The following is a 12,177-nucleotide window of genomic DNA, read 5'->3' as shown; positions in this document are numbered from 1 at the left end:
CAAATTGACAAGCGAAACCTCTGCGCCATTTCGTCAGACTAAGACCAACAAGGGAGATTTCGATGACACGCACAGTTTCGATTCTGGGCGCGCCTATTCAAACTGGCGCTTCGCAACCCGGCTGCATCATGGGTCCGGCCAGTCTGCGCATCGCGGGGCTGGGCGACATCCTGACCGAGCTGGGCTGGGAGGTGGATGATCTGGGCGACCTGTCGATCGCCCCGCAAGAGCCGGTGCCGCACAAGAACCCCGCGATCCACGATCTGGCCGAAACCCGTGCCTGGATCGAGGCACTCTCGCAGGCGGCGTTCGATGCCGCGCAGACCCATGACCGCCCGATCTTCATCGGCGGCGATCACGCGCTGGCCGCGGGCACGCTGAGCGGTCTCGCACGGCACGCGAAGACGCAAGATCGCCCCCTTTTCGTGCTCTGGCTCGACGCGCACCCGGACCTGCACACGCTGGAGACCACGACCAGCGGCAACCTGCATGGCACGCCCGTGGCCTATGTCACCGGGCAACCCGACTTCGAAGCCTTCCCGCCGTTGGAAGCCAGCATCGACCCGAAGAATTTCTGCATGATGGGCATCCGCTCGGTCGATCCGGCGGAGCGCGCGCGCATCAAGCAGATCGGCTTGGAAGTCCATGACATGCGCGCCATCGACGAGACCGGCGTGCTGGCGCCCCTGCGCGCCTTCCTCGACCGCGTGCGCGAAGCCAACGGGCTGCTGCATGTCAGCTTCGACGTCGATTTCCTCGACCCCGGCATCGCGCCCGCCGTGGGCACGACCGTGCCGGGCGGCGCCACGTTCCGCGAGGCGCATCTGATCATGGAAGAGGTCGGCGACAGCGACCTCGTAATCTCGCTCGACATTGTCGAGCTCAACCCCTTCCTCGACGAACGCGGTCGCACGGCGAAACTGCTCTGCGACCTCGCCGCCAGCCTCTTCGGCCGCCGCGTTCTCGACCGCATGACACGGAGCTTTTGATGGATATGTCCCCGCTCGCCCCCTCCAAGCTGGCCTTCGTGCCCTTCGTTTCCGTCGCCAACATGATGAAGCTGGTGAACGAGATCGACCCCGAACAGGTGATGCGCGACCTCGCCGCCTATATCGAAGAAGATTTCCGCCGCTGGCCGGATTTCGACAAGACGCCGCGCGTGGCAAGCCATTCGGCGGAGGGCGTGATCGAGCTGATGCCGACGGCGGATGCCGAGAATTACGGCTTCAAATACGTCAACGGCCACCCCAAGAACGGCCGCACCGGGCACCAGACCGTGACGGCGTTTGGCGTGCTGTCTTCGGTCGCGACGGGCTATCCGCTGCTGATGACCGAGATGACGATGCTGACCGCGCTGCGCACCGCCGCCACCTCGGCGCTGGTGGGCAAATACCTCGCCCCGAAAGGCGCGACGGTGATGGGCATGATCGGCAATGGCGCGCAATGCGAGTTTCAGGCACTGGCCTTCCGCGCGATCTGCGGCATCGACACGCTGCGCCTTTACGACATCGACCCGACGGCGACCGAGAAGGCTGCGAAGAACCTGATCGCGCAAGGGTTCAACGTCACCAAGTGCCGCTCGGCCGAGGAAGCCGTCGAAGGCGCGCAGGTCATCACCACCTGCACCGCCGACAAGCAATATGCGACGATCCTGACCGACAACATGGTTGGCTCCGGCATCCATATCAACGCGATCGGCGGCGACTGCCCCGGCAAGACCGAGTTGCATCGCGACATCCTCACCCGCTCGGAGATCTTCGTCGAATACCCGCCGCAGACCCGCATCGAGGGCGAGATCCAGGCGCTCGACGAAGACCATCCGGTAACCGAGCTGTGGAAGGTCATGCGCGGCGAGGCCGAGGGCCGACGCGACGCGAAACAGATCACGCTGTTCGATAGCGTCGGCTTCGCAATCGAGGATTTCAGCGCGCTGCGCTACATCCACGACCGTGTGAAGGGGGGCGACTACGCGCAGATGCTCGATCTTATGGCAGACCCCGACGATCCGCGCGATTTGTTCGGGATGCTGACGCGGGCGGGCTGAGCCCGCTTGCGCTTAGCGCGCGCGCGTGGCACCGAAAGCCAAACGCCCCTTTCAGACGAGTGCGCGACATGACCCATCAGACCCACCCCTATGCGGGCGACGGCAGCCATACCGGCAGCTACTATGCGGCTTCGGCCAACCCGGCGCCCTTGCGCGCGGAACTCGTGGGCGAACAGGAGGCCGATATCTGCGTCGTCGGCGCGGGCTTCTCGGGTCTCTCGACCGCGCTTCATCTGGCTGAAAAGGGCTATAGCGTCACCGTCGTCGAGGGCGCACGCATCGGCTGGGGCGCATCGGGCCGCAATGGCGGTCAGGTCGTGAACGGGCTGAACGCCAGCCTCGACGTGATCGAGAGCCGCTACGGGCAGGACACCGCGAATTTCGTGGCCAGCCTCGTGATGGAAGGCGGCGACATCATCCGCGAGCGCGTCGCGACCTATGACATCCAATGCGACCTGAAGCCCGGCAATGTCTTCGCGGGGCTGACGGCCAAGCACATGCAGGAACTGGAAGCGCGCTGGAAGCTCTGGCGCAGCTACGGCATCGAAAGCCAGGAGATGCTAAGCCGCGAGCAGATGCGCGAGCACGCGAATTCCGACCTCTATGCAGGCGGCATGATCGACCATAAGGGCGGCCATCTGCATCCCCTCAACCTCGCGCTTGGCGAGGCGGCGGCAGTCGAGAAACTCGGCGGCACGATCTACGAGATGTCGCCCGTCACGTCCGTCGACACCGAGGCCGCGCGCCCGGTCATCAAGACCGCGAAGGGCCAGATCACCGCGAAGACGCTGATGCTGTGTGGCAATGCCTATCTCGGCCATGTGGTGCCCACGCTGGAGCGCCGCGTGATGCCTGTCTCGACGCAGGTGATGGCGACCGAGCCGCTGGGCGAAGCGCAGGCGCGTGCGCTGATGCCGTCCGACGTCTGCATCGAGGACGTGCGCTACATCCTCGACTATTATCGCATGTCTGCCGACAACCGCCTGCTGTTTGGCGGCGGCACGGTCTATGGCGGCGCCGACCCGAAGGACATCAAGGCGAAGCTCTGGAAGAACCTCGAGAAGGTCTTCCCGCAGCTGAAGGGCACGAAGATCGACTACGCATGGTCGGGCAATTTCGCGCTGTCCTTTAGCCGCGTGCCGCAGATGGGCCGGATCGGGCAGAACACCTATTTCGCGCATGGCTACTCGGGCCACGGCGTGACCGGGTCGCACACCTTCGGACGCATCCTGTCGGAGGCGATCAACGGCGATCTGACCCGGTTCGATACGTTTGCGAAACTGCCGTGGATCCCATTCCCCGGCGGGCGCACCTTCCGGGTGCCCTATTCGGTCGCAGGGTCGTGGTGGTATGCGCTGCGCGATCGGCTGGGGGTGTAAGCCCCCTCCCCGCGCCTTAGACGATGCGGCGAGGCGCGCTTACAGCGCGACGCCGCGCCGCCCGGCCAGATCGGTGAAATACTGCCATGCCACGCGGCCCGAACGCGCCCCGCGCGTCGCCTGCCATTCGATGGCCTCGGCGCGCAGTTCCTCGTCGGAAATTTCCACGCCATAGCTGTCGCAATAGCCGCGGATCATCGTGAGATATTCGTCTTGCGAACAGGGGTGGAAGCCCAGCCACAGGCCGAAACGATCCGACAGCGAGACTTTCTCCTCCACCGCCTCGGACGGGCTGATGGCGGTCGAGCGTTCGTTCTCGATCATGTCGCGCGGCATCAGGTGGCGGCGGTTCGACGTGGCATAGAGGATCACGTTCACGGGCCGCCCCTCGATCCCGCCATCCAGCACCGCTTTCAGCGATTTGTAATGCTGATCGTCATGGCTGAACGAGAGGTCATCGCAGAACAGGATGAAGCGCATCTCGGGCGCGTCGCGCAGATGCGCGAGCAGACGGCCGACGGAGGGAAGATCCTCGCGCGCAAGCTCCACCAGTTTCAGCGGCAGCCCCTCGGCCACCGCCGCCGCGTGGGCGGCTTTCACGAGCGAGGATTTCCCCATCCCGCGCGCGCCCCAGAGAAGCGCATTGTTCGCCGCCGCCCCGCGCGCGAATTGCAGCGTGTTGGCCAGCAGCGTGTCGCGCGAGCGGTCGATGCCGTGCAGCAGGCTCAGGTCGACCCGGTTCACCTGCGCCACGGGCTCCAGCCGATCCGGCGCGGTGTGCCAGATGAAGGCGTCGGCAGAGGCGAAGTCCGGCGCGGGCTGCGGCGCGGGCGAGAGCCGCTCCAGCGCCGAGGCGATGCGGGTCAGCGCCGCGTCACTCATGCCTTGCCGTCCTTCTCGTCCTCTTCGTCCTCGTCATCGTCCCACTCGTCGGGGTCGATCCAGGTGCCTTCAGCGCGCATCCGGGCTTCGCGGGTCTTCTCGATCCGTTTCACGAGCTGGATGGAAATCTCGTAGAGACCGTACACCACCGTGAACAGGATGACCTGAGAGATCACATCCGGGGGCGTGGCGATCGCCGCCACCACGAGGATCGCGACCACGGCATATTTGCGCATGTTGCCGAGACCTTCGGAGGACACCAGCCCCGCCTTGCCCATCAGCGACAGCAGCACGGGCAGCTGGAAACAGATCCCGAAGGCCATGACGAACTTGATCGTCAGGTTGAGATATTCCTGCACCGAGCCCTGGAAGCCGATCGCGGCCATCTCGTTCGCGCCCGAAGTCGCGCCGATCTCGCCCTGCTGGAAGCCGAGGAAGAAGTTAAAGGCCAGCGGCAGGATGATGTAATAGGCAAACGCCGCGCCAAGGAAGAACATCACCGGCGAGGCGACCAGGAAGGGCAGGAACGCGTTCTTCTCGTTGCGATAGAGGCCCGGCGCCACGAACCGCCACATCTGATAGGCGATGATCGGGAAAGCCAGGGCAAAACCGCCGAGGAAAGAGATGTTGATCGCGACGAAGAAGCCTTCCTGCAGCTTGATCAGGTAGAGGCCACATTGCTCGCCGCGCGATTCCAGTGCCGAGCAGACCGGACGGGTCAGGAAGTTGAAGATCGGGTTCCAGACCGTATAGCAGACCACCATCGCGACGATGAAGGCCCCCAGCGAATAGAGGATGCGCGTGCGCAGTTCGGCAAGGTGCTCGATCAGCGGGGCCGAGCTTTCCTCGATCTCGTTATTGTCGCTCATGCGTCACCCTTCTTCGCGGCGGGTTTCTTCGCCGCCGTCTTCTTGGCCGCCGGTTTGGCACCGGTTTTCGCGGCGGGTTTACTGCTCGATTTGGTTGCCGGCTTGGCGCTGGATTTCGCTGCGGTCGAAGTGCCCGTCTTGGTGCCAGTCGTCTTGGCGCCAGTCTTGGCTGCGGTCTTCGGCGCGGCTTTCTTCGCAGCGGGCTTGGCCGCCGGCTTGCTTGCCGTCTTGGATGCCTCGGGTTTGGCCGTCTCGGCCGGGCTCGCCTCGGGGTGGGCAGCCTCGGGCTTGGGCGGCGCCGCCTCGGGATCGGGCTTGAGCGAGGTCTTCCCGCTCTCGGACCGGCCCGGCTCCCATTTCTCGAACGCATCGGTCGCTTTTTCCAGCGCGTCGAGCCCGAGCGATTTCTTGGACGCCAGCGATTTCAGATCGCGCACGGAGCCCGCGGCTTCATCGAGCCCGGTATCCTTCGCCGCATCTTCCATCGCCCGCGAAAACTCGCGCCCCATCGCCTTGGCCTTCGCAGTGATGCGGCCAAGCTGGTGGAACATCTTGGGCAGATCCTTCGGCCCCACGACGATCAGCGCCACGACGCCGATCAGCAGAAGCTCGCTCCAACCGATGTCTAACATGAGTGCTCAGGCCTCCGGCCGATTGAGGACGCAAAGGCAAACGGGCAATCGCCCGCAACCCCCGAATGCGATCAGGCTCAGGCCTTGTCTTTTTCTTTCTGGACTTCGTCAGCCGGGGTCACGTCACGTGCCTCGTCGACGGTGCCGTCCTCGATTTCTTTCGAGCCGTCGCTCACGCCTTTCTTGAAGGCGGTGATGCCTTTGCCGACTTCACCCATGAGCGAGGAAATCTTGCCGCGGCCAAAAAGAACCAGAACCACGACGGCGATCAGAAGAAGGCCGGGAAGGCCGATATTGTTGAGCATTGTTGTCTCTCCTCTGGTCACGGGCCCGCCGCCCGCGCCTTATGTCGGTCCCGAGTTTTAGGATCATGCGGGTCTCAATCCTAGACCGATTCCGCCCAAACGGCGCTGTGAGGCGCAGATTACTGACAGTTCATTGTCAGTTGCCCTCCCTCGCGTTACCCTTCTCGCGACCCTATCGGAGAGCCCCATGACCCGCGACGAGCGGCTGCAACAGATCATCGCCATCCTGCGCGACGGCAAGATGCATCGTGCCAGCGATCTGGCCGAGCGGCTGGGCGTTTCGGTCCGCACGATCTGGCGCGACATGGCTGAAATCTCGGCCTACGGGGTACCGGTCGAGGGCGAGCGCGGCGTGGGCTACATCCTGCGCCGGGCCGTGGGCCTGCCGCCTCTGGTGCTGACCCGCGAGGAGCTGGCGGCGCTCGATCACCTGCTCGATCTGGCCGAGGCGGTGGACGATCCGCGCCTTGCCGGAGGGGCCGCGAGCTTGGCCGCGAAGATCCGCGCCGCCCTGCCCTCTGCGCCTGCCGAAGCGCCCACCGAAGCCTCTCCCGAAGACGCCGGGGAAGGGCTGGCGGGGGACCCGGGTTCACGCTAGGCTCGCCCGCGAAACTTGGAAGGAATGCCCCTACGTGATCGGTGCGGAATACATCACTGCTTTCGTGACGCTTTTCGTCATCATCGACCCGATCGGGCTCGCCCCGGTCTTCATCGCGCTGACGCTGGGCGAAAGCCACCGCGCGCGTCTGCGCATCGCCTTCCGCTCGCTCATCATCGCCGCCGTGCTGCTGACGCTGTTCGGCATCTTCGGGGACAAGATCCTTGCAGGTATCGGCATCTCCATGCCCGCATTCCGCATCGCGGGCGGGGTGCTTTTGTTCCTTACCGCGCTCGACATGCTGTTCGAACGCCGCACCAAACGCCGCGAGGCGCAGGGCGAAGAGCACGAGGCCGACCCCGAGACCGATCCGTCCGTCTTCCCGCTGGCGACGCCGCTGCTGGCCGGCCCCGGCGCGATGGCCACGATGATCCTGCTGGCGGGGCGCGAGGGCGGCGACTGGCTGCATGTCGTGGCGATCATCGCCATGATGCTTCTGGTGCTGGGCTGTGTCCTCGTGATGTTCCTGCTCGCCACCCCGATCGAGCGCGCGCTGGGGCGCACCGGCACGATGGTCGTCACCCGGCTTCTGGGGATGCTGCTGGCCGCGCTGGCGATCCAGTTCATCCTCGACGGGCTGCACGGTGCGGGGCTGATGGGCGGCGTCCCGACAAGCTGAGGCAATCCGCCCTCTGGGAAAGTCACCTGCGCGGACCTATCTGAAAGAGATCGGTAGGGGTAACGAGGATCATGGTGGAGACGATCATCAGCGAAAACTGGGGACGGCTGGTCTATCTGAGCCTCCTGCTCCTCGCCGTGGGCGGGTATTTCGTGCTCGAGATCCGCCGCCGTCCCGGTCGCACCATGCAACAGGCCGCGATCTGGGGGCTGATCTTTCTCGGCACGCTCGCCGCGGTCGGGCTTTGGACCGATATCCAGCGGCAAGTCTCGATCCCCGATCAGGCGGTGATGCGCGATGGCCGGATCGAGGTGCCGCAAGCGCCTGATGGCCACTACTACCTGACAGCCGAGGTCAACGGCACGCCGATCCGCTTTGTCGTCGATACCGGCGCAAGCCAGATCGTGCTGACCCAGCGCGCCGCCGAGCGCGCGGGCATCAACACTTCCGATCTCGCCTATATCGGGCAGGCGCGCACCGCCAATGGCATCGTCGCGACCGCGCCGGTGCGGCTGGAGCGCTTCGATCTGGGGCCGATCCACGACAGCAACCTGCGCGCCGTGGTCAATCGCGGATCGATGGATACCTCGCTTCTGGGCATGACCTATCTCACCCGCTTCGCGAAGGTGGAATTCGCGCGGGGCACACTGATCCTCGAACGCTGAGGGGGCACGGCCCGCAATCGTCGTGATCCTGCCTTTTTTGCGCCTCAATCTTTGCCGAGGCTCCGAGGGCGCCCGCCGCTCAGGCCGCGCCACTCAGGCTTCGTTACGAGGAAAACACGCATGGTTGCTTTCGACACCCTCGCTCTCGCGATCATCACCGTCGTCGCCATTCGCGAAGCCTACCTCCGCCTGCGCCCGCTGATGCGCTCTGCCGAAGCAGAGCGCGGCTAAGCTAGCCTTTCACCAAAACCGCGAGATCGGCCACATTCGTGCCGGTCGCCCCCGTCATCAGCAGCGCATCCGCCGCCTGCAGGACGTGATAGCTGTCATTGCGCGCAAGCGCCGCATCGCAATCGACGCCAGCCGCCCGAGCCGCCGCGCAGGTCTGCGGCCCCACCAGACCGCCCGCTGCGTCCGTCGGCCCGTCACGGCCATCTGTGCCGCCCGAGAGGAAGCGCCACGCGCCCTCGATCCCGGCCGCTTCCGCCCCGCAGGCCACGCGCAGCGCCAGCTCCTGATTGCGGCCGCCGCGCCCGTCGCCCTTGATCGTCACGGTGGTCTCCCCGCCCATGACCAAAGCGCCTGCGGGCATATCGCGCAGCAGAGCCACGATCTGCGGCGCAAGATCGGCCACGTCCCCGTCAAGCGCGAAGGGCGCCGCCTCGGCGCCTGCCGAGACCATCGCCGCGACCGACAGCCCGTTCGCCCCGATCAGACGATTGCGGGCAGCGGGCAAAGCGGCCTCCGTGCCCGAGGCCTCAAGATGCCCCTGCACAGGGGCGGGCAAAGCCTCCCAGATCCCGAGATCACGACAAAGCTGCGCCGCCTCAGCCCGCGTACCGATCGGCTCGACCGTCGGCCCCGAGGCAATCACGCGCAGATCGTCGCCCGGCACATCGGACAGGATCAGCCCGGTCACGGGGGCCCCGCTGGCAAGCAGCCAACCGCCACCCTTGAGCTGGGAAAGCTGCTGGCGGATCAGGTTCATCTGCGTGATATCCGCCCCGCAGCCGAGCAGCAGGCGGCTGACTTCGGCTTTGTCCGACAGGCTCAGCCCCTCGGCGGGGGCGACGGCCAGCGCGGAGCCGCCGCCGGAGATCAGCGCCAGAACCCGATCCTCCGGCCCACAGCCCTGCAAGCACTCCAGAATCGCGCGCCCTGCCCGCTCGCTGCCCTCCCCCGGCACGGGGTGGTCGCCCGCAATCAGCGTGACGCCCGCGCGCGGGGTAGCCGCTTCGGCATTCTCGGGATTGGTGACGACCAGCGCCTGCGCCTCCGCTGGCAGCGCGTCCAGCGCCGCGGCAGTCATCGCCAGCGCCGCCTTGCCGAGCGCGATCACCTGCCAGCGCCCGCCCGGCCCCGGCGGGTTCTCCATCGCCCATCCCATCGCGCGGGTCACCCCCGCTGCCGGGTCGGCCGTCTTCACCCCGATGTCGAACAATTCGCGCGCGCGTGCTTCCAGATCCATTCCTGCCCCCTTGGTTTGGCTCAAGTATCCCCGGGGAGCGGCGGGCTGCAACCCCGCCGGGGGAAGACAAGCCAAAGGCAGGACCAAATGAAAAGACGCCCGCGGGGAGCGCGGGCGTCGAAACACGATCAGGCGGAAGGCCCCTGTCGGTTTAGGTGAGCGGGGACCGAAGCCCCCGCCCGGGGAGGGTGTTAGCCACCTTGGCTCTCGATGTAGGCGAGCACCGCCTTGACGTCTTCGGGGTCTTTCAGACCGGCGAAGGACATCCGGTTCTTCGGAATGTAGCCCTTCGGATCGGCGAGATATTCCTCGACGGTTTGCTCGGTCCAGACCAGACCGTCCTCGCCGTGCTGGGTCATCGCGCTCGAGTATTTGAAGCCGTCAACCGTCCCGGCCTGGCGCCCGATCAGCCCGTTGAGCACGGGACCGACACGGTTCTTCGCGCCGTCGCCGACCTGGTGGCAGGCCTTACACTTCTTGAAGACCTTCTCGCCAGCCGCGACCAGCTCCGGGTCAGCCGAGAGGCTTTCCGCCGGTGCGGCCTCTGCCTTGGCTTCCTCCGCAGCCGCCGGAGCGTCCTGCGCCGGAGCTTCGGCAGTGTCGGTTTGGGCCGTATCGCTTTGGGCCGTGTCGGTTTCCGCCGCAGTATCGGCAGCCGCCGTATCTTCGCCGTTGCCCTCATCGGGGGTCACGTCGAGAATGGTCGCCTTTTTGGTGATCTGCACGTCGGTCTTACAGTCGCTCATGCAAGCGGCTTCCGAGAACTTCGGCACTTCGACCTCATCGCGGTTATCCACGATGAACCCATCGGCGTTCGGCATCTCCACGTCGAGGAAATTATCCTTCGTGAGGACGAAATCGTCTTCCACGAGATAGTTCGAGTAGAGGATGTAGGCGACGATGGCATAGGTTTCGTCGACGGTCAGCGTCTGCGCGTTGCCGAACGGCATCGAGCGGTGCGCATAATCCCAGACGGTCGACAGGTAGGGCCAGTAGGAACCGACGGTTTTCACCGGGTCCTTGTTGGCCAGCGTCCCGTCGCCCCCGGCCAGTTTCGGCCAGTTGTCGACGCCCTCGGCGAAGTCGCCGTGACACGCCGCGCAGTTGTCGGCGAAGATTTTCTCGCCATCGGCAACCGAACCCGAACCTTCGGGAAGGTTCTTGCCATCGGGGAAGACCTCGACGGTCCAGGCGTTGATTTCCTCGGGCAGCGCTTCGCGCCCCAGACCGTATTTCTCGGCCAGAGCGGGCGTCGCGACGAGCGGAGCGGCCAGAAGCGTGGCCAGCAGCAGATTACGACGACACTTCGACATTCTCGGACTCCCCGTTTTCCTTGACCCACCAGGTCTGGATACCGTTGTTGTGATAGACCGAATTCTCGCCACGGATCGCGCGCAGCGCGTCCTTGGTCGGCTGAACGTAGCCGGTGGAATCGGTTGCGCGGGACTGAAGGAGCATCTCCGAACCGTCCCAGTCGATCTCGAGGTAGAAGCGCGAGACCGCCTTGTCGACGCCCGGCTCGGCCAGACGGGCTTCCTGCCAGTTCGCGCCGCCATCGATCGACACGTCGACCTTGGTGATGTGACCGCGACCCGACCAGGCCATGCCGGTGATGACCAGCGGGCCCTTGCCGTGCTTGATCGGCATCTGCGGGCTGGGCGAGGTGACGACCGATTTGGCGTCCATGACCCAGGTCCACTTGCGCGACGTGCCATCGGCGAGCGTGTCGGTGTATTTCGAGGTTTCTTCGCGCGACTGCACGGCCTCGTCGGTGACTTCGAGGCGACGCAGCCACTTCACCCACATGTTGCCTTCCCAGCCCGGAACCACGAGGCGCACCGGATAGCCGTGCTCCTTGCGCAGCGCCTCGCCGTTGGCCTTGATGGCCACGAGACAGTCGTCGAGGGCTTTCTCCAGCGGGATCGAGCGGCCGTTCGAGGACGCATCGGCGCCTTCGGCATAGACCCACTTGTCCTTGATCTGGTCGCCGAGATTGGTGATCCCCGCTTCTTCGAGCAGCGTCCGCAGCGGGATGCCCGAATATTGCATGTTGTGGATCATGCCCTGGGTGAACTGCGCACCGTTGAGCTGTGCACCAGCCCATTCCATGCCCGAGTTCGCGGCGCATTCGAGGAAGTAGGTGCGGTTCTCACGCGGGAAACGCTCCAGATCCTCGTAGGTGAAGACCAGCGGCTTATCGACGAGGCCGTTGATCATCAGGCGATAGTCTTCCTTCTTCAGCTCGATCGCGCCCGAGTGGTGACGCTCGAAAGCGCAGCCGGTGGGGGTGATCGTGCCGTCGAGGGCGTGGATCGGCGTGAAGTTGATCGACGAAATCGTGTCCGCCGTCAGCCAGCCGACATTACGGCGGATGACGTCATCTTCGAATTCGATCGGCAGGCCGTAGGGGGTTGCATCGACCCCGTCGCCCCAGCCCGAAGCCCAAGGCTGAACTTCGGTGATCAACGGATCGGGTTGGGTTTGCGCGCGTGCGGCACCAGCACCTGCGGCCATCGCACCAACCGCAGCCCCTGCGCGGAGGAACCCGCGGCGGCTGAGGGCGGCATTGGTGGCCGGGTTGCCCTGGCGTTCCTTGTCGTCCATGTGTTTTCCTCCAGTCTCTAACCCCCTGCGGGGCGCAATCATCGACGGGCGG

General features: G+C 65.4%; 13 protein-coding genes. 6 read left to right on the top strand and 7 right to left on the bottom strand.

The window, feature by feature from the left end; genetic code table 11:
* Positions 1-62: 62 nt before the first annotated feature.
* The 3 genes from rocF to BMI86_RS19555 all read left to right on the top strand — a co-directional run bounded on the left by rocF (position 63) and on the right by BMI86_RS19555 (position 3,423).
* Entirely contained in the window at positions 63-989 is a 927-nt protein-coding gene (gene rocF, locus BMI86_RS19565; protein ID WP_078542833.1) for an arginase, read from the top strand.
* Positions 990-994: 5 nt separating this feature from the next.
* Complete coding sequence (locus BMI86_RS19560) at positions 995-2,044, top strand: ornithine cyclodeaminase (RefSeq protein ID WP_078542890.1); 1,050 nt, start codon at positions 995-997, stop codon at positions 2,042-2,044.
* A gap of 68 nt (positions 2,045-2,112) precedes the next feature.
* Positions 2,113-3,423: an FAD-binding oxidoreductase gene (locus BMI86_RS19555; protein WP_078542832.1), complete on the top strand. Its 1,311-nt coding sequence runs from the start codon at positions 2,113-2,115 to the stop codon at positions 3,421-3,423.
* A gap of 39 nt (positions 3,424-3,462) precedes the next feature.
* Here BMI86_RS19555 and BMI86_RS19550 read toward each other — a convergent pair whose 3' ends face one another.
* The 4 genes from BMI86_RS19550 to BMI86_RS19535 form a co-directional block, all read right to left on the bottom strand.
* Positions 3,463-4,305 carry an ATP-binding protein gene (locus BMI86_RS19550; protein ID WP_078542831.1) on the bottom strand — a complete coding sequence of 281 codons (843 nt, stop codon included), beginning with the start codon at positions 4,303-4,305 and terminating at the stop codon, positions 3,463-3,465.
* Positions 4,302-5,174 carry a twin-arginine translocase subunit TatC gene (gene tatC / locus BMI86_RS19545; protein ID WP_078542830.1) on the bottom strand — a complete coding sequence of 291 codons (873 nt, stop codon included), beginning with the start codon at positions 5,172-5,174 and terminating at the stop codon, positions 4,302-4,304. Before tatC ends, BMI86_RS19550 begins: the two co-directional genes overlap by 4 nt.
* A complete protein-coding gene (gene tatB, locus BMI86_RS19540) occupies positions 5,171-5,806 on the bottom strand; it encodes a Sec-independent protein translocase protein TatB (protein ID WP_078542829.1) in 636 nt (211 codons plus the stop codon). Before tatB ends, tatC begins: the two co-directional genes overlap by 4 nt.
* Before the next feature lie 77 nt (positions 5,807-5,883).
* Positions 5,884-6,111, bottom strand: coding sequence for a twin-arginine translocase TatA/TatE family subunit (locus BMI86_RS19535; RefSeq protein WP_078520142.1), 228 nt, complete (start codon positions 6,109-6,111; stop codon positions 5,884-5,886).
* 187 nt (positions 6,112-6,298) lie between these two features.
* Here BMI86_RS19535 and BMI86_RS19530 point away from each other — a divergent pair, with 187 nt between their 5' ends.
* From BMI86_RS19530 to BMI86_RS19520, 3 genes are all read left to right on the top strand, one after another.
* On the top strand, positions 6,299-6,709 hold the full coding sequence (locus tag BMI86_RS19530) for an HTH domain-containing protein (protein WP_078542828.1): 411 nt from the start codon (positions 6,299-6,301) through the stop codon (positions 6,707-6,709).
* 34 nt (positions 6,710-6,743) lie between these two features.
* Entirely contained in the window at positions 6,744-7,388 is a 645-nt protein-coding gene (locus tag BMI86_RS19525; RefSeq protein ID WP_078542827.1) for a MarC family protein, read from the top strand.
* Positions 7,389-7,459: 71 nt separating this feature from the next.
* Positions 7,460-8,053, top strand: a complete 594-nt coding sequence (locus BMI86_RS19520; RefSeq protein ID WP_078542826.1) for a TIGR02281 family clan AA aspartic protease — start codon at positions 7,460-7,462, stop codon at positions 8,051-8,053.
* 232 nt (positions 8,054-8,285) lie between these two features.
* Here BMI86_RS19520 and BMI86_RS19515 read toward each other — a convergent pair whose 3' ends face one another.
* From BMI86_RS19515 to soxC, 3 genes are all read right to left on the bottom strand, one after another.
* Positions 8,286-9,521 carry a DUF4147 domain-containing protein gene (locus BMI86_RS19515; RefSeq protein WP_078542825.1) on the bottom strand — a complete coding sequence of 412 codons (1,236 nt, stop codon included), beginning with the start codon at positions 9,519-9,521 and terminating at the stop codon, positions 8,286-8,288.
* A 191-nt stretch (positions 9,522-9,712) separates the two neighbouring features.
* Complete coding sequence (locus tag BMI86_RS19510) at positions 9,713-10,834, bottom strand: c-type cytochrome (protein WP_078542824.1); 1,122 nt, start codon at positions 10,832-10,834, stop codon at positions 9,713-9,715.
* On the bottom strand, positions 10,815-12,125 hold the full coding sequence (gene soxC, locus BMI86_RS19505; RefSeq protein ID WP_078542823.1) for a sulfite dehydrogenase: 1,311 nt from the start codon (positions 12,123-12,125) through the stop codon (positions 10,815-10,817). The genes BMI86_RS19510 and soxC overlap by 20 nt, the downstream gene beginning before the upstream one ends.
* Between the last annotated feature and the right edge of the window lie 52 nt (positions 12,126-12,177).

The sequence above is a fragment of the Thioclava sp. DLFJ5-1 genome (assembly GCF_002020115.1).
Taxonomy (GTDB): Bacteria; Pseudomonadota; Alphaproteobacteria; order Rhodobacterales; family Rhodobacteraceae; genus Thioclava; species Thioclava sediminum.
This window is presented reverse-complemented; position numbering and strand designations above follow the sequence as displayed.

What these genes read in the sequence shown, in the direction of transcription:
- rocF (WP_078542833.1), top strand. Translation starts at nt 63, where the DNA reads ATGACACGCACAGTTTCGATTCTGGGCGCGCCTATTCAAACTGGCGCT.
- BMI86_RS19560 (WP_078542890.1), top strand. Translation starts at nt 995, where the DNA reads ATGTCCCCGCTCGCCCCCTCCAAGCTGGCCTTCGTGCCCTTCGTTTCC.
- BMI86_RS19555 (WP_078542832.1), top strand. Translation starts at nt 2,113, where the DNA reads ATGACCCATCAGACCCACCCCTATGCGGGCGACGGCAGCCATACCGGC.
- BMI86_RS19550 (WP_078542831.1), bottom strand. Translation starts at nt 4,305, where the DNA reads ATGAGTGACGCGGCGCTGACCCGCATCGCCTCGGCGCTGGAGCGGCTC.
- tatC (WP_078542830.1), bottom strand. Translation starts at nt 5,174, where the DNA reads ATGAGCGACAATAACGAGATCGAGGAAAGCTCGGCCCCGCTGATCGAG.
- tatB (WP_078542829.1), bottom strand. Translation starts at nt 5,806, where the DNA reads ATGTTAGACATCGGTTGGAGCGAGCTTCTGCTGATCGGCGTCGTGGCG.
- BMI86_RS19535 (WP_078520142.1), bottom strand. Translation starts at nt 6,111, where the DNA reads ATGCTCAACAATATCGGCCTTCCCGGCCTTCTTCTGATCGCCGTCGTG.
- BMI86_RS19530 (WP_078542828.1), top strand. Translation starts at nt 6,299, where the DNA reads ATGACCCGCGACGAGCGGCTGCAACAGATCATCGCCATCCTGCGCGAC.
- BMI86_RS19520 (WP_078542826.1), top strand. Translation starts at nt 7,460, where the DNA reads ATGGTGGAGACGATCATCAGCGAAAACTGGGGACGGCTGGTCTATCTG.
- BMI86_RS19515 (WP_078542825.1), bottom strand. Translation starts at nt 9,521, where the DNA reads ATGGATCTGGAAGCACGCGCGCGCGAATTGTTCGACATCGGGGTGAAG.
- BMI86_RS19510 (WP_078542824.1), bottom strand. Translation starts at nt 10,834, where the DNA reads ATGTCGAAGTGTCGTCGTAATCTGCTGCTGGCCACGCTTCTGGCCGCT.
- soxC (WP_078542823.1), bottom strand. Translation starts at nt 12,125, where the DNA reads ATGGACGACAAGGAACGCCAGGGCAACCCGGCCACCAATGCCGCCCTC.